This is a genomic window from Rummeliibacillus pycnus (assembly GCF_044359855.1).
Lineage (GTDB): Bacteria > Bacillota > Bacilli > Bacillales_A > Planococcaceae > Rummeliibacillus > Rummeliibacillus pycnus_A.
Window position 1 is genome coordinate 3,292,124 of sequence record NZ_CP132291.1, and the last position, 20,775, is coordinate 3,312,898.

General features: G+C 33.9%; 17 protein-coding genes. 15 read left to right on the plus strand and 2 right to left on the minus strand.

Translation table 11 applies throughout. The features are described from left to right. The first annotated feature begins 35 nt into the window (after positions 1-35). The 12 genes from Q8X41_RS16045 to hpf all read left to right on the plus strand — a co-directional run bounded on the left by Q8X41_RS16045 (position 36) and on the right by hpf (position 13,614). Complete coding sequence (locus Q8X41_RS16045) at positions 36-602, plus strand: DUF6470 family protein (RefSeq protein ID WP_397537244.1); 567 nt, start codon at positions 36-38, stop codon at positions 600-602. A 190-nt stretch (positions 603-792) separates the two neighbouring features. After that, on the plus strand, positions 793-1,245 hold the full coding sequence (fliW, locus tag Q8X41_RS16050; protein ID WP_397537245.1) for a flagellar assembly protein FliW: 453 nt from the start codon (positions 793-795) through the stop codon (positions 1,243-1,245). Further along, positions 1,245-1,463 (plus strand): carbon storage regulator CsrA, encoded by a 219-nt coding sequence (csrA, locus tag Q8X41_RS16055; protein WP_397537246.1) that lies wholly within the window; start codon positions 1,245-1,247, stop codon positions 1,461-1,463. The genes fliW and csrA overlap by 1 nt, the downstream gene beginning before the upstream one ends. A gap of 217 nt (positions 1,464-1,680) precedes the next feature. After that, positions 1,681-2,490 (plus strand): flagellin Hag, encoded by an 810-nt coding sequence (hag, locus tag Q8X41_RS16060; protein WP_397537247.1) that lies wholly within the window; start codon positions 1,681-1,683, stop codon positions 2,488-2,490. 233 nt (positions 2,491-2,723) lie between these two features. Continuing rightward, a complete protein-coding gene (locus Q8X41_RS16065) occupies positions 2,724-3,089 on the plus strand; it encodes a flagellar protein FlaG (protein ID WP_397537248.1) in 366 nt (121 codons plus the stop codon). Positions 3,090-3,103: 14 nt separating this feature from the next. After that, positions 3,104-5,389, plus strand: a complete 2,286-nt coding sequence (fliD, locus tag Q8X41_RS16070) for a flagellar filament capping protein FliD (RefSeq protein ID WP_397537249.1) — start codon at positions 3,104-3,106, stop codon at positions 5,387-5,389. A gap of 30 nt (positions 5,390-5,419) precedes the next feature. After that, complete coding sequence (gene fliS / locus Q8X41_RS16075; RefSeq protein ID WP_397537250.1) at positions 5,420-5,818, plus strand: flagellar export chaperone FliS; 399 nt, start codon at positions 5,420-5,422, stop codon at positions 5,816-5,818. Further along, a complete protein-coding gene (locus tag Q8X41_RS16080; RefSeq protein ID WP_397537251.1) occupies positions 5,818-6,177 on the plus strand; it encodes a flagellar protein FliT in 360 nt (119 codons plus the stop codon). The genes fliS and Q8X41_RS16080 overlap by 1 nt, the downstream gene beginning before the upstream one ends. Before the next feature lie 205 nt (positions 6,178-6,382). Beyond that, complete coding sequence (locus Q8X41_RS16085; RefSeq protein WP_397537252.1) at positions 6,383-6,769, plus strand: PilZ domain-containing protein; 387 nt, start codon at positions 6,383-6,385, stop codon at positions 6,767-6,769. A 304-nt stretch (positions 6,770-7,073) separates the two neighbouring features. After that, the gene (locus tag Q8X41_RS16090; protein WP_397537253.1) at positions 7,074-12,278 is read left to right on the plus strand and encodes a hypothetical protein; all 5,205 of its coding nucleotides are present in this window, start codon (positions 7,074-7,076) and stop codon (positions 12,276-12,278) included. 290 nt (positions 12,279-12,568) lie between these two features. Continuing rightward, entirely contained in the window at positions 12,569-12,943 is a 375-nt protein-coding gene (locus Q8X41_RS16095; protein WP_397537254.1) for a PilZ domain-containing protein, read from the plus strand. Between the two features lie 110 nt (positions 12,944-13,053). Beyond that, positions 13,054-13,614, plus strand: a complete 561-nt coding sequence (gene hpf, locus Q8X41_RS16100; protein WP_397537255.1) for a ribosome hibernation-promoting factor, HPF/YfiA family — start codon at positions 13,054-13,056, stop codon at positions 13,612-13,614. A gap of 152 nt (positions 13,615-13,766) precedes the next feature. Here hpf and Q8X41_RS16105 read toward each other — a convergent pair whose 3' ends face one another. Beyond that, a complete protein-coding gene (locus tag Q8X41_RS16105) occupies positions 13,767-14,699 on the minus strand; it encodes an LCP family protein (protein WP_397537256.1) in 933 nt (310 codons plus the stop codon). Between the two features lie 261 nt (positions 14,700-14,960). Between Q8X41_RS16105 and secA the strand changes: the two genes are divergently transcribed. From secA to Q8X41_RS16120, 3 genes are all read left to right on the plus strand, one after another. Then, on the plus strand, positions 14,961-17,471 hold the full coding sequence (gene secA / locus Q8X41_RS16110) for a preprotein translocase subunit SecA (RefSeq protein WP_397537257.1): 2,511 nt from the start codon (positions 14,961-14,963) through the stop codon (positions 17,469-17,471). A 478-nt stretch (positions 17,472-17,949) separates the two neighbouring features. Further along, positions 17,950-19,048 (plus strand): peptide chain release factor 2 gene (prfB, locus tag Q8X41_RS16115; protein WP_397540290.1). Its coding sequence is split into 2 segments (ribosomal slippage): positions 17,950-18,021 and positions 18,023-19,048, totalling 1,098 coding nucleotides; the frame shifts between segments, so codons are not numbered across the junction. Between the two features lie 419 nt (positions 19,049-19,467). Beyond that, positions 19,468-19,815, plus strand: coding sequence for a hypothetical protein (locus Q8X41_RS16120; RefSeq protein WP_397537258.1), 348 nt, complete (start codon positions 19,468-19,470; stop codon positions 19,813-19,815). Here the strand turns inward: Q8X41_RS16120 and Q8X41_RS16125 are convergent. Further along, positions 19,781-20,350: a competence protein ComK gene (locus Q8X41_RS16125; protein WP_397537259.1), complete on the minus strand. Its 570-nt coding sequence runs from the start codon at positions 20,348-20,350 to the stop codon at positions 19,781-19,783. The genes Q8X41_RS16120 and Q8X41_RS16125 overlap by 35 nt on opposite strands. Between the last annotated feature and the right edge of the window lie 425 nt (positions 20,351-20,775).

The following is a 20,775-nucleotide window of genomic DNA, read 5'->3' on the forward strand; positions in this document are numbered from 1 at the left end:
ATTAAGGTGAACTTTGCTTCGAGGATGTGACAATAATGAGGATAGATCAAATTCAGATTCATACAACCAATGCAAAATTAGCATTGAACATAAGCAAACCTGTTCAGCAAATTGAACAACCACGAGCACAACAATCTATCGAACAACCAGCTGCAACACTTGAGATGCATTCAACACCTTCTAAATTATTGATAGATTCCTCTCAAGCATATCGTGATTTAGGATTACTTACAGCAAAGGAAGCAGTAGAATATAGTGCGCAAAAAGGAAAAGAAGATGTGATGGAGGGAATCGCTCGACGTGTAAGTGAAGGCGATCAAATGATGGATATATCAATAAGCTCTGAAAATGCTATTCAAAATATTGCAGAAAGTACAGCACTTTCGCCCCCACCTCAAATGGCGATTACATGGAAACCATCAGTAGGGGCTGTAAAAATTAATTATGAAGCAGGTAGTCTTGATATAAATATTCAACAAAATAAGCCGAAAATCGATGTCCAAGTTGGAAAAGTTGTTCATGATTATACACCTGGCCGTGTTGAAGGAGTAATGGAACAATATCCATCAGTAGAAATTACAGTTTTAAAAGCAAATGAATAAAGTGTATGCTAGTCTAGCGTACACTTCTTTTTTGTTTCACAATAACACGAAATAAGCTCCTTAAAGCTTTAAGTAAACGCACGCAAGTGAATAAATGTATGGATTTATCTTTCCTTATAAAAGATTGAATCTAGCAAAAAAATAAATTCTAGTATGCTAAAATAACGGTAGAAAAGAAGTGGAAAGAGGGATGAAACCCATGAAAATTGATACGAAATTCTTAGGACAAGTAGTAGTAACACCAGAACAACTATATTCTTTTGAAGAAGGCATACCGGGCTTCCCAGAAGAGAAACATTTTGCACTCATCCCATTTGGTAAAGACACGCCATTTATGATTTTACAATCAACGAAAGTCACACAAGTTAGCTTTGTCCTAGCGTTCCCATACACATTTAAAGTGGACTATACATTTGACCTATCAAAACAAGACGTAGAAGCACTTAAAATCGAAAAACAAGAAGATATACTTACATACGCTATCGTCACTTTAAAAGACACATTACCAAAATCAACGATCAATTTACTAGCTCCAATAGTTATCAATACGAAAACAAACCAAGGACGACAAATCGTATTAAATGCAAACAACCAAGAATTACTGCATTATCCCTTACATCCAGTCAAAGAAGGTGTAAAATAATGCTTGTCCTAACACGTAAAACTGGGGAATCAATCATGATTGGCGATAATATCGAATTGAAAATCATTTCTGTAGACGGAGACCAAGTAAAAATAGGGGTTGATGCACCTCGTTCAGTAAAAGTGTATCGTTCAGAAATCTATAAAGCGATTCAAGATGAGAATAAAGCAGCATTGAATTCTTCTATAGATTTGTTGGCGGATTGGAATAAGGATTAAGAGACTATCCAGGATGGATGGTCTTTTTTATCTCAACACTTTAACTTATTTAAGTGTTAAATTCCATGAGTTTTATAATTGGTAAAAAAATTAAAAAATTTTTTTCAAAAATACTAAACAAAAAATAATAGCCTACGATATATATAATGTAAGGCAAATAAGCCAAACAACTCCACAGGGACGTGGAAATAAAAACATTTCAAGGAGGAATCTCACAATGAGAATTCAACACAATATCGCAGCATTAAACACACACCGTAACTTAGCAGCAAACACTGAAGCGTCTTCTAAAAACTTAGAAAAATTATCATCTGGTTATAAAATTAACCGTGCTGGTGATGACGCTGCAGGTCTTGCAATTTCTGAAAAAATGCGTGGTCAAATTTCTGGTTTAAACATGGCATCTAAAAATGCGCAAGATGGTATCTCTTTAATCCAAACTGCTGAAGGTGCTTTAAATGAAACTCACTCAATTCTACAACGCCAACGTGAGTTAGCAGTACAAGCATCAAATGATACAAATACCGATGATGATCGTAAACAATTACAAGCTGAAATCACTCAGCTTAATTCAGAAATCGATCGTATTTCAGGAGATACTGAATTCAACACTAAAAAATTATTAGATGGTACTTTTGATGGTAAATTCCACATTGGAGCAAATAAAGACCAAGTAACTTCTTTAAAAATTACTAAAGCTGATACAACTACTTTAGCAACTAATGCTTCAAAAGTTGATACACAAACTGATGCAGAAGCGGCTATTAAATCATTTGATGATGCAATTCAAACAGTTTCTACTAATCGTGCAACTCTTGGTGCTGTTCAAAACCGTCTAGAACACACTATTAACAACCTTGGTGCAACTTCTGAAAACTTAACAGCTGCTGAATCTCGTATCCGTGATACAGATATGGCGAAAGAAATGATGAACTTCACTAAAAACAACATCTTAACTCAAGCTGCACAATCAATGTTAGCTCAAGCTAACCAACAACCACAAGGCGTTCTACAATTATTACGATAATTGTGAAATTATTAAAAAACCAACCAGTAATGGTTGGTTTTTTTATTATATGCTTTGAAAACCTATGTAGGTATGAGAATGCATTATCATTGGCATTATATCCTAGATGACGAAGGCAAATATTGAAGAAATTTTTGAAAATTTAACATGAATCAATAAAGAGAGGAATCTTCTTCTTTCTTTATTGATTTTTTTTCTTTTAAACCGATACTAAATTAAAAGGAGGGATATTAATGAAAGTCTCTTTAGATAATTCTGCAGATATAAAGACTCTTGAAATACCAACTAATAAAGTTCTTAGCAAACAATATTCAGGAGAATATAACATTCCATCCTCTCTTATTTCAGAGATGACAGATGAAAGTGGTCATCCTACAGATCAAGCATTTCAAACAGCAGTAAATAAGTTAAATGAATTTATGGAGTACCATCAAAAAAACTCTAAGTTTGTATTTCATCAAGATTTAAATCGTTATTATGTTCAAGTTGTCGATGCACAAACAGAGGAAGTAATAAAGGAAATCCCGCCAAAAGAATTACTTGATGCATATTTTGAAATGCAAAAATTAGTAGGGAAATTGTTTGATAAAAAAGCTTAGCGAGGAGGAAAAATATGGCTTCAGTAAATAATAACACACAAGTAGCGTATTCTTACTTACAATATAAAAATAAAGTTGGTGGTCTCGTATCTGGAATGGATATCGATTCTATCATGGAAAAACTTATGAAAGCTGAAAGCTCACAAATGGAAAAGCTTCAGCAACAAAAACAAAAGTATGAATGGAAACGTGATGCATATCGAGGAGTAAATACATCATTAAATACATTCCAACAAGATTTATTTGATAAGTATGGTCTTTCTAATTCTTGGATTAGTAAAACTGTAAATAATTCAAACTCTTCAAAGGTTTCTGTTACAGCCGGAGGTGCAGCAAATGGTACTTTGAATATTCAAAGTGCAACTGCGGCAAAAGCAGCAGCTTCGACTTCAGAAACAATTGGTGCTGCTAAGACAGATGCAATTGTTCAGCAACGAGTAAATGCTGATACAAAACTATCTAATATTGAAGGATTAGATTTAAGTGGAAATTCATTAGTTTTTGACGTTGCTGGTCAGAAGGCAACTGTTTCTGTAGCATCAACTGATACGTTAGGTGATTTAGTAAATAAATTAAATAACACTAAGCTAACAATTGATGGGGTTGAGAAAAATGTATTTAAGGCCTCATTACAAGATGGAAAACTATCTATTTCATCTTCATTAGGTACAATTACTACAACAGATAGTGATACATTGAAAAATTTAGATGCATTAGGAATGCGTAATAATACAACTGCATTAGGAAATGAACTAAAAATAACTGATGTAGATGGAAATAAGGTTGCTGCTAATAAAAATACAAAGTTATCAGATTTAGGTTTAGCTCCATCGGGTACATTATCTTTTAAAATTGGCGATAAAACAAAAACAGTTTCATATTCAGCAGAAGACGATACTGTTGAAAAATTATTTGCTAAAATCAATGCTACCAGTACAGGAGAAGATGATCCACAATTAAAGGCAAGTATTAATTCTTCTGGTCAAATTTCTATTACTTCAACAGCAGGAACTGTTTCATTAGACGAATCAGATATTAAAAATCAACTTGGATTTACGAATAAAGTGCAAACAAGTTCTCGCTTATTTGAAAAAACAACGGATACTACATCTCCTAATACAATTCAAGGGACAACATTTTTAAAAGAATTAGGATTTGGCGATTCGGGAACATTTACTATTCGCGCAATTCAGGCAGATGGTAAAATGAAGGATACCGAAATTAAATACAATAGTACAGATACTATTAATGCGTTAATGTCTAAGATCAATAATTCTGGAGCTGGTGCTACAGCTATTTTTAACAATGGTCAAATGAGTATTTCTGCTAATAATACAGGTGCTGTAGCAGATGATACAGGTGCTGAAGCAGTTGGCAAAGCAGAAGTGAGCTTGTTAAATTACAATATTGTAGATGGTAGCAAAAAGGATAATGATAAAGCTGTAGATTTATTTACTAAATTAGGTGTTAAACAAACTGCTAATAGTGACGGTGAAATTACATTAGCGGAAGGTGGTTCTTCTGCAACCCTTAAAGTGAATGGTGTTGAGTATAAAGGAGCTTCCAATACATTCAGTATTGCAGGGTATACTGTTCAATTAAAAGAAGATATTTTAGAATCAGATAAAGTATCTATCTCATCAACAACAGATGTTGATAGTACAATTGGTAAAGTTAAAGAATTTGTTAATATGTATAATGATTTGATTAAATCATTGAATTCAAAAACATCGGAAAAGAGAAATGTGAATTATGATCCGTTAACAGATGCACAAAAAGCAGAAATGACAACAGATCAAATTACTAAATGGGAAGAAATGGCCAAAGCCGGTATTATTAAAGGTGATAGTAATATAAATTCGGTACTTTCTCAAATGCGTACCATTTTAAACGGTGGTAAAGGCTCAGAAACACTTTACAACATTGGCATTACTACATCATCTACTTGGTCGGATAATGGTAAGTTAGTAGTAGATGAAAATAAATTAAGAGAAGCTCTTGATAAAGACCCGGATGTATTATCTCGCATTTTTGTTGGTACAACAGATGATCCAGGAATGGTTGGTCAATTACGTACGGCTGCTAAAAATACAATAAAAAATATTGAAAAAACAGCAGGAAAAGATAGCCAAGCTTCTAATCAATATTCTCTTGGAAAAACAATTAATTCATTAGGAGATAAGATATCAGATTGGAAAGCTCGTTTAAAAACCATTGAAGAACGTTACTGGAACCAATTCTCTGCAATGGAGAATGCAATCCAAAAAGCAAATAAACAATCATCAATTTTTGGTCAATAATTATTAGTAGTTTTAAAGGAGTTGCTAAATGTGTCAGTACAAAATGCATACAATGCTTACAAACAAAACAGTGTTACAACCGCGTCCCCAGGTGAACTGACATTAATGCTTTACAATGGCTGTATCAAATTTATCCATCAAGGGAAGAAAGCGATAGAGGCCAAAGATATTCAAAATCGAAACAAAAATATTCAAAAAGCACAAGCGATTATTTCGGAATTAATGGTTACGTTGAATATGGATATACCAATTTCAAAAGAAATGTTCAATTTATATGAATATATGTATCACTGTTTAACACAAGCCAATATAAAAAATGATTCTGCTATTTTGGATGAAGTAGAAGGGCTTGTAACTGAATTCCGAGATACTTGGAAAGAAGTTATTAAGATTAATCGCCAAAAACAGTATGTCGGAGATCAATTCTAATGGAGCTACTCCAAGAGTTATTACAAGTATCCGCTCAACTATTCAAGCACTTAACAATGCTCCCTTCAGATAAAGAACGTGATGACTATATCAAGAAAATCGATGACTATTTGGACAAGCGTGGGACAATTATTGAGCAATTACAACAACTCGAAGTGAATCCATTACCTGGGCATCCTTTTGAAAAGCAACTTCGTGAGCTTGATAAAGGTATACGTGACCGCTTGCAAAAAGCAAAAAAAGAGATTGCAGAAGATATAAAAAATCTACAAAAATCAAAAACATCTGAGCGCCGATACGTTGATCCTTATTCAAGTGTTCGTGTGATGGATGGTACTTATTTTGATGGACGAAAATAATAAGAGAATTATTCTCTGTTTTTAACCCAAAAATTCTGGTAAAACTACTCTGTTTCTACCAGAATTTTTTCTTTCCTTACCTGCTATTTTCAATAACTCCCTCTTTGTTCTATCTGTTAAGTCTTTCTCCTCACCCCCTTTCCTCCTATTAACAAATTCTATATAATAAAAACTAAACTATCTAATAGAGAAAGTGACGTGTTTTATGAAATATAATCGTAAAGAGTCATTTCGTCATGAGTTTGAAAGAAGAGTAGATGCTCAATATAAATTGGTGATGGGAGAAGCAGGGAAAGAAACATTTACGCAAGATGCTTTTTGTCATTTAATTGATTTAAGTCCTAGTGGTACAAAAATAGAAATGTCTCAAAGCTTACCAACAGAGACTCAGTTGATTAGAATGGAATTGAATTTTGTGCTTTATGCTAAACCAATTTCTGTGCAGGGAGAAGTAAAATGGAAGCGACCAAAAAACGGTGAGTTTCTATATGGTATTGATCTAGATACAGACGAGGTCATGGAAGCGCTCATTATTTCTGAGTTGAAATTGCGTCGCCGCCAAGAAGTAAATGAAAAAAAGCTAAATCTATAACTTAAAAAAATTCTCGTATAAGGTGAATGCATCTGTACGAGAATTTTTTATGCGATTTTGTGAAGTTTAATCGTATTAAAAGGATTCTTTAAATCTGCTATCTTTAGATTTAAAGGTTATTAATAATGATAAGTTTTCATTGCAATATCGTGAATTTACTAATGCTCTTTAAATTTTTTAGCTAAAGCCGATATGAAGGTTATAAGTTTATATATATTAAATAGATTCAAAAATACCAATTCATATTAGCAATAGGTAAGAAAGAGATTGCTAAAATAATAGATCTGGAAAAGGGAGGATTCTAGTGCGTATTAAATCATTCGTTTCAATGGGAGTAGCCGCTATGTTAATCGTACCGACACTTATAACAGCAGCGAATCCAGAGCTGGCACATGCAAAAACAACTTCATCTAAAAAAATTAGTTCAAAAGCAAAGTCAGTAATTGCAAAAATAAATGAGATTAACCCAAAAAAGTCCAACTATATTGCAAAAACTAAATCGGCCGTTAGTGCTTATAAAAAGTTATCTAGTAAAGATAAAAGCATGGTCTCTAACTACGCAGCACTCAAAAAGCATTGGAGTAAAATTCAACCATCCTTAAAGAAGATTAATTATCTGAACAAAAAGGTAGCTACCTTAAATAGCAAAAACTATGCAACAAAAATTGCAACATTAAAAAAACAATACGACAGTCTAAACAGAATTGAGAAAGCAGCTGTCCCAAAAACAATTGTTACAAAGTTAAACTATTATGCTAATTTAAAGGCGAAGTCAGTAATTGCACAGATTAAAGCAATCAATCCGAAAAATTCGGATTACATTGCAAAAACGAAATCAGCGATGAGTGCCTATAGCAAATTATCTAAAACAGATAAAAAGAAAGTCACAAACTATTCAACACTCAAAAAACATTGGACTAAAATTCAGCCGTACCTAAAAAAAGTTGCTGCATTAAACAAGAGTGTTTCTACATTAAACAACAAAAATTTCACAACGAAATCAGTAGATCTAGAAAAACAATATAATAGCTTAGACAGCATCACCAAAGCAGCTGTCCCAAGCACAACCCTAAAAAAACTAAGCTATTATTCAGACGTCGTCGGCACACAAAAATTGATGTTAATGTCTGTAGGTACTCAGCATGATGGAACATCTATTTTAAATATCATTAATTCTTACAAAAAATTATCTGGTGCACAACAATCATTATTAAAAGATCTGATTAGTAATGATCCTGAAGCAAAAGCAAACCTCGATAAATATTTAGCCCTTGAAGATATTGTTAAAGACGCTGCTGACGTTGAAAAGAAATATGCAGCACTAAAATCAACAAGTAAAACCTACGCTCAAGATTTAGTAAACTTGTACAATAACTACATTGCTGTAAAAGATAATTCAACGAATTACAATGGAACAAACTATATTACAAGTAGTTTTGTACCTCATGCTGCTGAAATTAGTGGAATTGGAGATGCCTATGCCAATGAAATTAGTAAGGCAAAAGAATTTAATGATTTTATCAATCAGTTTGAGGCTGGGATGCTAACGAATGCTTATGACACTATTAAGAATAAGCTTCCTGCATATAAAGCACCTTCTATTACAAAAGCAACTTTGAATTATCCAAAAGTAGCACCAATTGATTTAGCTGACAAGAAAGCTGTTACAACTTATAAAAAATATGAACCAGTACCAGATATTGCTGATGGATTTACGAATGCTAGTCTGCCACTATTGAGTCAAGTAACTTGGGCAGGATCTGGAGAAGCATCACCTAAGTCTTTACTACCATCTGCTCAAATTGCCAAATTAGCTGAATTACTACCGCAATACAATAAACTAGGTTCAAATCAAAAAACAATTGTGCAAAATGTTCTTGCATCAAATAATGCTAAAGACTATCTATCAGAAGGAAAAAATCTTACTAGTGCACAAGCGATTGATAAAAGCTATGCAGCAGCTTTAAAAAATAAAGCGAAGCCAAGTTATTTTGCAGATTTACTGAAAGTAAATAGCACATATGATACTGCTACGCCAGAGATAAAACGCTTCGTGGTGAATGCAGTGAAGATTAGTGATATACCATATCTTCAAGAATATAAAGATGCTCAAGATGGGGTAAAAGCATTTACTACTGCAGTAAATGCAATACCAGCTGCTACGACAGCTGACGATGCTATCAGTAAAATTAGTTCAGCAACTACTGAGTATAATAAAATTTCATCTAAACCATCATGGTTAGGGCTTGTCGACAAAAACGTATTAAAAACGTATAACGACTATGCACAAGTACCAGATGTTTTAAAATTAGTTGCTAAAGTTCCATCTTCTGTTCCTAATCCTTATACAGCAAACCAAATTACCAATATTACGTCAGCTATTAAAGCATACAAAAAATTAGGAACCCCCCAAAAACAAATTGTGGATTCAAAGTATCCTACTTTTGCAGATATTGTATCAGATGAATCAAACATCTCAGCGGCACAGAAAATCGATAGTGCATATTTAAAATTAAAGAAATCAAGTAAGTCATACCCTAAAGATGCTAAAGCAGTATATTATTCATATGATGACGCTTCAGATAACGTTAAAAAGTATGTAGTGAATGGACAAAATATTGGTAAACTCAAAACAGCGTTTGAGAAGCCACAAGATATTGCAAATCGCTTTGCGGAATTGGTCAATCCATTAAATAGAAATAGTACAATTGCAGACGTAGAAAAAGCAGTAAAGTATTATAATGATTCTATTGATTCAAATCCTAATGCCAGTGATTTAGTTGATAAAGCGGTTATGAAAAAATACAATGACTATGCACCAGTTTCTAAAGTTGTTAAACTACTAAGCCTTATTAAAGAATCGAATGTCAACTCGCCATCTGTTACGCCTACTGATGTGAAGTATATTCAACAAGCAACAATAGCTTATAATGCATTGAAGCCAGAGCCGAAAATGATTATAGATGATGCAGATCGCTCCAAATTCCCATTCTTATATGATGGGAAATATATAACAGAAGCTGCAGCAATTGATAAGGCGTACGAAAAGGTGAAACCGACAGATGCTAAATATGAATTAGAAATATTAGATGTCTATTACAAAATGTATGATCGTGCGCCTGCAATTGTACAAAAATATGTGGCAAATAAAGCAGAGCTCGATAAAATCGGTAAACGCTATGAACCTCAATTAACAATTGCGAGAGAATTTGAAACAAAAGTAAGACAAATGTCGCATATTAGTGAGTCTGGTTATACACCAACCATCAAAACGGTTCGAAGTCTTGAAAAATATTATGATGATAATGTGAAGTATAATATAATAAATGCAAAATATAATATTCCATTATCAACATTGATTGATCCAGGAATATTGGAAGAGTATCGTAAATATTCATTAGTTTTAAAAATTCAAGATATTGCAAAAAATATATATGTTTCATATGGAAAATTATTCAATGATGAAAATGTGGAATTTGACAAAGTAAAAGATAATTTTTATTGTAATGATGCTCCGACTAAGGATCCAAGTCGTTGTCATCCTAGTGACTATTATGAAAATGCTAAAAAAGGATTTACTGATTCTGGGAAAAAAGATGGAAATCCTATTAAAATCTCAAATCCGAATGATATTAAACTGATTTATAAAGCAATCGATTATTTTAAACAATTAGATACGCCACAAATTTCCATTTTGAAGAAAGCACCATCGTCACTAACAGACACATATTATAAAGATCGATATGGTGGTAACAGTGAACCTAATACGGAAGAAGGAGATGTTCACCCATCTATCCCAATGAGTGATGGGGAAATTAAAAACTTCCTAAAGGCACAAGAAATTGATAAAGAATACGAAGCACTAAAACCATCAAGTAAAACGTATATTCAAGATGCAATTGCTTTGTATTATAAGTTTAAAAAAGCTGGAAGACCTGTTCAGTTGTATGTTATTCATGAGAAGGATTTGAATAATTTCAGAGACGGATTTGGACAAGGAACGGAAAATAAATTAGACAAATTAATTAAAGCTGTAGATAAGTTTGTGGCAGATGTAAAATTATTATCAAATGATAGTAAGATTACTGACATTGTAAACGGTGTTGATGGTGTTGTTGATCAATATAATAACTTCAACGAAGCACAATTATTAGTCCTTGAGCAAGGTGTTTTAACAAAATACAATGCGTATGCACCTATTGCGGATATTCAAAAATTAACACCAGTTAGTGGAAGCAAATACAGTGACGCTGACATTGATGCCATGCTAAAGGCGATTGCGATTTACAAAAAGCTAACAAAAGATCCAAAAGCAATTGTTGTTACAAAGCTTATAGACAACGATCCAAAGTATAAATATCTATTACATGAAACAGAAATTAAGGCAGCTCAAAAAGTTGACAAAGCATTCAAAGCTTTAGATAAAACGGATGACAAATATGTATCGAATTTAAAAAAAGTTAATACTGACTTTGAAAATTTGAAAAGGTTAAAGTTAAAAGGACTTTCAGGTGAAACTGCTCAAAAATATGTAACTTCCGATATTTCCAAAGCAGTTGATGCGGCTGTTTATAAAACACCAAAACAAGCAGCGGAAGCTTTTGAAAAGTTAATTGTAGGGGATAAAAATAACGAAAATGATCCGAACGCTTGGCTTAATCGAGATACAGTTCCTTATAGTGAAATTGAAACAGCTGTTAGTACGTATAAACTATTAAGTACTAAAGCAAAATCATTAGTGGATAGCGATGTAATGAAAATTTACAACAAATACGCACCCATTGTAACGATTGTTGAGACTTTATCAGGTATTATACCTGGTTTTGTTGATAGTACTACGCTTACTGATTCAGAATCTATCGGGTATTACAAGAACAAAAATTCGAAAAAAGATGTAGGTTCCGACGTCTTAAATGCAATCCAACTATTTAACAAACTTGGTTCAGATCAAAAAGATATTGCTAAAAATAAGTTGACTGTGTTAGGGAAACAAAATTTCTTAGATGAAACAAATAATATCAAGGCTGCCCAAGCATTAGACAAAAAAATTGCAGCGATTAAACCTAAATCTTCAAACTATGTAAAAGGAATTGTCGATGCGCAAAAAACATTAGAAGTAATGCCAAAAGAGCAAAGAGTGTACCTACTTAATGCTGCAACACTTGATGGTTATGAAACAAAATCTCAAACAGCAAAGGCTATTAAAGATTTATCTGACTTTGAAAAAGGTGTTCAACAAGTTGATCAATGGACTTCTGAAATCCAAAAAGATGGAAGTGGAAATATCATTGGTACATGTACGGATACGACTACGAGTCCTTCTTCGACTGGTGCTTGTAGCACTTTAATTACTAATAAAATGGTGTATTTAAAAAATCTATTCGATCAACTAAATACACCAAGAATCGTTGATGGTGCAGAAATTAAATTAGCGACATTAATTGATCGAACAATATTAGCACGTTATCAATATTTCCGTGCAATATATGATGTCATCGAACAATTATAAAAAGCATTCAAAAATCAATAGCATGATAATTCTTACTTCCCTCACTTTAATCCAGAGAGGGAAGTTTTTTTTATTGAATATAGTTTTAATAAGTGAATTAACTTCATAATACAAAATTTATATAAGGTTCAATTTTATTAATGTGGATATTCTTCAAACTATAAATCCACTTATTCCCTAAAATCCTATAATCGATTCACTTTTTTATAAATTTTCTAAAAATTTACTTTTTGTATTCGATATTAGAGTAAGAGGTTGTAACATACATATAAAGTAAGAAGGTGGAATAGATGGAATATCGACGTCAGGAAGCATTTCGGCATGTTTTGGTTCATGAAGTACCAGTAACCTACAATAGCCAAGGGGATAGAATGAAGCCGTATCTGAAAGGTAACATTGTTGAGATTAGTCCAAGTGGTTTAAAGCTTTTTACTGAGGAAAGCTTGCCTTGTGAAAAAGAAGAAATCGAATTGGACTTGTCATTTAAGTTATATTCGAAATCAATTAATGTAAGAGGCGATGTTCGTTGGAAGAAGGCCATTGGTGGTGGTTATCAATATGGCGTTTATTTGAATACAGTGGATGAACATCAAGAATTAATCATTTCTGAGTTGAAACTACGACGAAGGAAAGAAGTTTTTGAGGATAAAAGACAAAATTCGTGATTTTATTTGTTCAAAAAAGCGTAAAAAATAAATTTTTTTTTCGGTTTTAAGAAGGAGTTTTTGGGGAAATGTAGAATAAGTAAGTATGGTTGAAAAAAGGAGGAGTTTACATGCTAACATTTAACATTCGTGGTGAAAACATTGAGGTAACTCCAGCAATTCGCGAGTATGTTGAGTCAAAAATTCAAAAATTAGAACGTTATTTCAACAATGATCTAAATGCAACTGCTAACGTGAATTTAAAGGTGTACAATGACAAGAATACGAAAGTGGAAGTAACTATTCCTATGAAAAGCTTAACATTACGTGCAGAAGAACGTAATGGAGATATGTATGCAGCAGTTGACTTAATCACTGCTAAATTAGAACGTCAAATTCGTAAACATAAAACAAAAGTGAATCGAAAATTCCGTGATCGTGAAGGTGTCGGTTTATATTTCGCAAATGTTCAGGCTGAAAACTCTGCGACTGCTGTAGCGGATGCTGAAGAAGATTTATCGGTTGTTCGTACAAAACAATTTGCTTTAAAACCAATGGATCAAGAGGAAGCCATTTTACAAATGAACCTTCTTGGACATGATTTCTACATTTTCACAGATTCTGAATCTGATGCTACGAATATCGTGTATAAACGTAGAGATGGTAAGTATGGTTTAATCGAAACAAACTAAGCTTATGTGTAACCTATATAGGTTACTTATAATAAACCCAGCTGACAATCAGCTGGGTTTTCTTCTGGCAACTATTCATACAGATTTTACTAGAAATTTAACTACAATCATTCTGCTTTACTTAGCATTAGTCAGTAGGATTACATTACATATTATTTTACTTTTTTCGTTGAAGAAACTTCTAAATGCTTTTGTAAAGTACTAGAAGCTTGAGATAACTCTTTTTTATCCATGATGTAATACCAAATGCCATTAATAATCTTACCTTGCCCTTTTTCAAAGTGAATTTGTTTGATATCGCTTAACGATTGTCGATAATTTTGTTGTAATTCTTTTATTTGGTTAAATGTTAAGTTCGTTGAGACGTTCTTGCCAAGAATATTGAAAATATCTTGATATTTCATTAGTGTTTTTAATGATGTACCCTTTTCTATAATAGATTGAATGACTTGCTTTTGACGATTTTGTCTTCCAAAGTCACCTTGTGGATCTTCTTTACGCATTCGAACATAATCTAATGCAGCCTCTCCATCTAAAGTGACCATACCTTTTTTAAAATGATGGCTTCCTTGTTGGAAAGCTATCTCATTCTGGACTTGTATATTACCAATTGTATTAATGACTTGTTCAAATCCTTTCATATTGACTTTAGCCACATAGTCTATTGGGATGTCCAAAAGTTTTTCTACGGAGTTCATTGACATTTCGATACCGCCAAATGCATATGCGTGATTGATTTTGTCTTTCGTGTTTTTACCAACAATGGTTGTATAAGTATCACGCGGGATACTTACCATTAATGTGTTTTTCGTTTGTGGATTAACTGATAGGACAATGATCGTATCCGAGCGCCCTTTATCATGTTCTCGTTCATCTACACCGAGGAGTAACATTGAAAATGGTTGCTTTTCTTGTAATGTTACTGGTTGAGTGCGCTGCTCAGTTGGAGTATGTTCAATAGGTGTATAAATTTTCTCAAATGTTGAAGTAGCATTATAATAAACAGTATAGGCGAAACCGCCTATACTAATGATAACAAGGATTATGATGCCCAAACACCATTTCATTAATCTACTTATTTTCAATTGTATAACCTCCAAATAGAGTATTTTTCTGAATGGATAGGGAATCTCGTGATTTAATATCTTCTAAATTGTATTATTACGATGATGTCCAATATATTCGTTTATTTATTCATAATCTCCTGTTTTATATTATGCATTTAATAGCTTTTTTAACTGTTTAATAATTAGAAAAATTAATAGGATAAGACTTATCGTACATTTGCACTAATTACTTATACAGTGTTAAAATAAAGGTTGAGACTATATAGGATGTGAAAATGAATGCCCAGCATATTGAATAAAATTTTTGATCCAAATAAAAAAGAAATTAAACACTTAGAAAAAGTTGCAAGTGCCGTTGAAGCATTTGCTAAAGATATGGAACAACTTTCTGATGAACAACTACAAGCAAAAACGGATGAATTTTACAAACGCTTTTCTGAAGGTGAAAGTTTAGATAGCATTCGCCCGGAAGCTTTTGCTGTTGTTCGTGAAGCATCAAAACGCGTATTAGGCATGTACCCATACCCTGTACAAATCATGGGTGGTGCTACTCTTCATGAAGGTAACATCGCAGAAATGAAAACTGGTGAAGGTAAAACATTAACATCTACTTTACCTGTTTACTTAAACGCACTTACTCATAAGGGTGTTCACGTTGTTACTGTCAACGAATACTTAGCGGGCCGTGATGCTGAAACAATGCGTCCTTTATATGAATTTTTAGGCTTAACAGTTGGTTTGAATTTAAATAACATGTCAAAAGACGAAAAACGTGAAGCATATGCATGTGATATCACATATAGCACAAACAACGAATTAGGTTTCGACTATTTACGTGATAATATGGTTCTTTACAAAGAAGAACGTGTTCAACGTCCTCTTTACTATGCAGTAATCGATGAAGTTGACTCCATCTTAATCGATGAAGCGCGTACGCCATTGATTATTTCCGGACAAGCCAATAAATCTGCTGCACTATATAAACAATCAAATGCATTTGTACGCATGTTGAAAAAAGATGAAGATTTTAACTACGAGGTTGAAACGAAGGGCGTTACTTTAACTGAACAAGGGATTGAAAAAGCTGAAAAAGCATTCAATATTGATAACCTATTCGATTTAACTCATGTTGGATTAAACCATGCGATTAACCAATCTTTAAAAGCACATGTAAGTATGAATTTAGATGTGGATTATGTAGTGCAAGATGGCGAAATTTTAATCGTTGACTCATTTACTGGTCGTATCATGCAAGGTCGTCGTTATTCAGATGGACTTCACCAAGCAATTGAAGCAAAAGAAGGCGTGGAAATTCAAAACGAATCCATGACTATGGCAACTATTACATTCCAAAACTACTTCCGTATGTATGAAAAACTATCTGGTATGACAGGTACTGCAAAAACAGAAGAAGAAGAATTCCGCAACATTTATAATATGTATGTAGTTGTTATTCCTACTAACAAGCCGATTGCTCGTGATGACCGTCCTGATTTAATCTATGCATCAATGCAAGGTAAATTCGAAGCAGTTGCCAATGATATCGCTGAACGCCATAAGAATGGTCAACCAGTTCTTGTTGGTACTGTTGCTATTGAAACTTCCGAACTGATTTCACATTTATTATCTAAACGTGGTATTCCACATAACGTATTGAACGCGAAAAACCATGAACGTGAAGCTGAAATCGTAGCAGAAGCAGGTCACAAAGGCGCTGTTACAATTGCTACAAACATGGCTGGACGTGGTACCGATATTAAACTTGGTGAAGGTGTCCTTGAAGTAGGTGGCTTAGCGGTAGTTGGTACAGAACGTCACGAATCACGTCGTATTGATAACCAATTACGTGGTCGTGCGGGTCGTCAAGGGGACGCTGGTGTTACTCAATTCTATCTTTCACTTGAAGATGAATTGATGAAGCGTTTCGGTTCTGAAAGTATGAAAGCCATGATGACTAAATTAGGTATGGATGATTCTCAACCTATCCAATCTAAAATGGTATCAAAAGCTGTTGAATCAGCACAAAAACGTGTTGAAGGTAACAACTTTGATGCTCGTAAGCGTTTATTACAATATGATGACGTATTACGTCAACAACGTGAAATTATCTACAAAGAACGTTATGAAGTATTAGAAACTGAAAATATGCGTGGATTAGTTGAATCGATGGTGGATGAAGAACTAGTCAATGTAGTACATTCTTATACAGCTGAAGAAAATGCAAATGACTGGAATTTATCAGGATTAGCAAGCTTTGTAGGTGCTAATTTACTTCCTGAGGGTGTTGCAACAGAAGAAAATCTGCATGGCAAATCTTCAGAAGAAATCATCGAATTCCTTCGTGCGGAAGTAAAAGAAGAATACGATCGCAAAGAAGAAGAACTTTCACCAGAACGTATGCGTGAGTTTGAAAAAGTTATCTTACTTCGTGGAATTGACTCTAAGTGGATTGATCATATTGATGCAATGGATCAATTACGTCAAGGTATCCACCTACGTGCGTACGCTCAAACAGATCCACTTCGTGAATATCAATCAGAAGGTTTTGCGATGTTCGAAACAATGGTTGATGCAATTCGTTCAGATGTCGCAAAATATGCGATGAAAGCTGAAATACGTAGTAACCTAGAACGTGAAGAAGTGGCTAAAGGTGAAGCGGTTAATCCGAAAACAGAAGAAAACGGACCTGCTAAACGTAAACCAGTTCGCAAACAACAAGAGGTTGGTCGTAACGATCTATGTCCTTGTGGTAGCGGTAAAAAATATAAAAACTGTCATGGTGCTGTTTAATCTAGCCCTTTCAGATTCATATAGTACACTCTTCTTGAGTTCTTGTAACCACAGAGTGATATTGGCAAAGGGGCTGTCCAAAAGTAGCTTTTGGACAACTCCTTTATGCCTTTTTAGAAGGCTCTGTTTTAAGAAATTTGGTGACTTAAGCGAAGATGAAGACTCCTGCGGGAAAGCGTCTTTGTAGCGGAAATATTAAAACATGGTTCTATACTATGGTAAATGTAATAGAAAAGTGGAGGTGAATGCTTCGACACTCCTGCCGAAAAACTGGCAGCTGAGACCCCGCAGTGAAAGGATTTTTGCGACGAGTAATCGCAGGAGCAAGCGTTAGCGAATGAGGAGGCTCGGCAGTCAGTCGGCGGAAAGGGAGAGGCAGGCACCGGAACGGGTTAGTTAGATACTTTGAATTCTTTCGATAATATTTGACACAGAACCTGTATTTTTAGATAGTAACAACTTTGGAGGAATGGAAATGATCGAATTATCAGATGTTCGAAATGAGTTAGATAATACCGCTAAGAAATTAGCGGACTTTAGGGGGTCTCTTTGACTTAGAAAACAAAGAGGCTCGTATTCAAGAATTAGATGAGATGATGCTTGAACCTTCCTTTTGGGATGATCAAAACAATGCTCAAAAAATCATCAATGAATCAAAAGGCTTAAAAGATATTGTCAATGAATTTTATGTACTAGTCGAAACACAGGAAAATCTTGAAATGACTTTAGAATTATTAAAAGAAGAACCTGATGAAGAATTGCAACAAGAGCTTGGCGACGAAATGAAGGAATTCTCAAATCGTACTTCAGAGTTCGAATTACAATTGCTTTTAAGCGGCGAATACGATCAAAATAATGCAATTATAGAATTGCATCCAGGTGCAGGTGGTACTGAATCACAAGACTGGGGCTCTATGCTTTTACGTATGTATACACGCTGGGCTGAGAAACATGATTTTAAGGTTGAGACATTGGATTATTTACCAGGTGACGAAGCAGGGCTAAAATCCGTTACACTTGCAATTAGAGGTCATAATGCATACGGCTATTTAAAAGCTGAAAAAGGCGTTCACCGCTTAGTTCGTATTTCTCCATTTGATTCAGCTGGTCGTCGTCATACATCCTTTGTTTCTTGTGATGTTATGCCAGAATTCGATGACGAAATCGCCGTTGAAATTCGTTCAGAAGATTTAAAAGTAGATACGTATCGTGCATCAGGTGCAGGTGGTCAGCATATTAACAAAACAGAATCTGCTGTCCGTATTACCCATTTACCAACAGGCGTTGTTGTAGCATGCCAAGCTGAACGTTCACAAATTAAAAACCGTGAAAAAGCAATGAGTATGTTACAAGCGAAATTGTATCAACTTAAAGTAGAAGAACAACAATCTCAATTAGATGATATCCGAGGCGAGCAAAAGGAAATTGGTTGGAGTAGCCAAATTCGCTCTTATGTATTCCATCCGTATTCAATGGTAAAAGACCATCGTACAAATACAGAGACAGGGAATGTACAAGCTGTTATTGATGGTGATATTGATCAATTTATCAATGCTTACTTGCGTTCACAATTATAATCAACCAAAAACTGTGGAAGAATGAAAATGTTCTTCCGCAGTTTTTTTATTTCAAATTGGCTATGATTTGAATTGGAATCAGCTTCGCTTTCCGCAGACGAACCGATGAGCCTTCTCGATTACTTCGTTCACTATGTGGTCTCATATGGCTCGTTTTCTCGCAGGTTTAGCATGCTGGCACAATTGCAAAACTAACTAAACAGATTCTTAGTTAGAAAATGCACAGACACAAACTGCATTTACAATATTTAACATTTTATAAGTAGGCGATAAAGAAAGCAAAACGAAAGTTTACTTGCCAAATTTTACATCGTCCATTTACTTGTCAAAATCTTATACCCATTGTAAAATGAAAATAGAACATTTGTTCTTAATTTGGAGGTGGAATGATGTTAAATTTATCAAAGGAAGCGATCCAAATGCTAGAACAGGTCATTTACTTACCAATGGTTTTACAAATTCTACAAAGAGACTGTCAGGCGTTTGAACAAGGCACTTTTAAACTAAAACAACCGTATATTAAATTAGTCGAACAGACTATATCATTTGTTCAAAAAGAGTTAGCAGGGGCTAAACGCTATTTACGTAAAAATCAGTTACAGGTATTTCGTGGTGAACGAGACGATTTATTTTCGGAATACATTTTCGTACGTCAACGTGCACAAGATTGTCGGCGATACTCTAATATTCGGCTACGGAACCATGTAGAAGATTTATTGTCTTATTATTTAGCTAAGGCACAAGAAATAACTCATTGCGAACAGTAGCGAGTACACTTTCAGCATATTGTTGCTGTAGCATATCATCCATATGACGGAAGTATAAAATGGATGCATAGTATTGCTGCCTTGAAAGGGTTGTGAAACTAATCTGTTCTTCTGTATACACATCTTTTTTAAAATGTAGTCCTATACCTTGTTTACCAATTAATGAATGCCCCCTAAAGTTTTGCCAAAGAATCCACGTATTATGATTCTTTTTAGGAGCTGCAGTTGGAAAGAAAATATATGGCTTATTAATAACAGACAAAACAATGGGAAGTTTAATCATATTTTCTTCCTTACTTGAATTTACATTTACCTCTCTAAAAATACTATTGGAATAATTTAAAGTAGCGTCTAATGTAGTTCCTAATGATGCGCAAATGCGATTCATTAAACGTGTTACTGTGCATGGCACTACATATTTTTTTTCTAATTCCAAGACTAACGAGTAATTATGTCCATCGATTATCACAGGTTTCAACATACAAATATTGGGTGTTAAACAAAAATCATAAAGACTAACCATTCTGTAGTTCATTTTAGTTCCTCCTTTGTGATTAAAGCATTGTTTTGAATGACGATAACAATAGTGGAAAATTAATGTGTAAATTGTGTATAACAACACCCGCTTTCTTTCCTGAAATGTTATGAGAAAGTAAAAAATTTGCATATTCATGATGTTTTTTCTATACTATCAAAAAGTATTTAGAATAGAAAAATGACAAAAATGATCATTTCGTTGGCAAAATTAATCGTTTGCTTGGACTAAACGAGCAGTTTGGTTGGACCAAAAAATTTTTAATCAACTGTTTTTTTAATTTATCTTTTTCGCAAAATCTCCCAAGGACTAGCAACTAAAATGACTTATATTGAAAAGAGTACAAGTCAAGAAATTGCTAACAGAAATTGTAGAGGACTATACTCATTCGGAAGATTAAATACCGTTCAATCAGAGCGGTTTTT

What these genes read in the sequence shown, in the direction of transcription:
- Q8X41_RS16045 (WP_397537244.1), top strand. Translation starts at nt 36, where the DNA reads ATGAGGATAGATCAAATTCAGATTCATACAACCAATGCAAAATTAGCA.
- fliW (WP_397537245.1), top strand. Translation starts at nt 793, where the DNA reads ATGAAACCCATGAAAATTGATACGAAATTCTTAGGACAAGTAGTAGTA.
- csrA (WP_397537246.1), top strand. Translation starts at nt 1,245, where the DNA reads ATGCTTGTCCTAACACGTAAAACTGGGGAATCAATCATGATTGGCGAT.
- hag (WP_397537247.1), top strand. Translation starts at nt 1,681, where the DNA reads ATGAGAATTCAACACAATATCGCAGCATTAAACACACACCGTAACTTA.
- Q8X41_RS16065 (WP_397537248.1), top strand. Translation starts at nt 2,724, where the DNA reads ATGAAAGTCTCTTTAGATAATTCTGCAGATATAAAGACTCTTGAAATA.
- fliD (WP_397537249.1), top strand. Translation starts at nt 3,104, where the DNA reads ATGGCTTCAGTAAATAATAACACACAAGTAGCGTATTCTTACTTACAA.
- Q8X41_RS16080 (WP_397537251.1), top strand. Translation starts at nt 5,818, where the DNA reads ATGGAGCTACTCCAAGAGTTATTACAAGTATCCGCTCAACTATTCAAG.
- Q8X41_RS16085 (WP_397537252.1), top strand. Translation starts at nt 6,383, where the DNA reads ATGAAATATAATCGTAAAGAGTCATTTCGTCATGAGTTTGAAAGAAGA.
- Q8X41_RS16095 (WP_397537254.1), top strand. Translation starts at nt 12,569, where the DNA reads ATGGAATATCGACGTCAGGAAGCATTTCGGCATGTTTTGGTTCATGAA.
- hpf (WP_397537255.1), top strand. Translation starts at nt 13,054, where the DNA reads ATGCTAACATTTAACATTCGTGGTGAAAACATTGAGGTAACTCCAGCA.
- secA (WP_397537257.1), top strand. Translation starts at nt 14,961, where the DNA reads ATGCCCAGCATATTGAATAAAATTTTTGATCCAAATAAAAAAGAAATT.
- Q8X41_RS16120 (WP_397537258.1), top strand. Translation starts at nt 19,468, where the DNA reads ATGCTAGAACAGGTCATTTACTTACCAATGGTTTTACAAATTCTACAA.
- Q8X41_RS16125 (WP_397537259.1), bottom strand. Translation starts at nt 20,350, where the DNA reads ATGAACTACAGAATGGTTAGTCTTTATGATTTTTGTTTAACACCCAAT.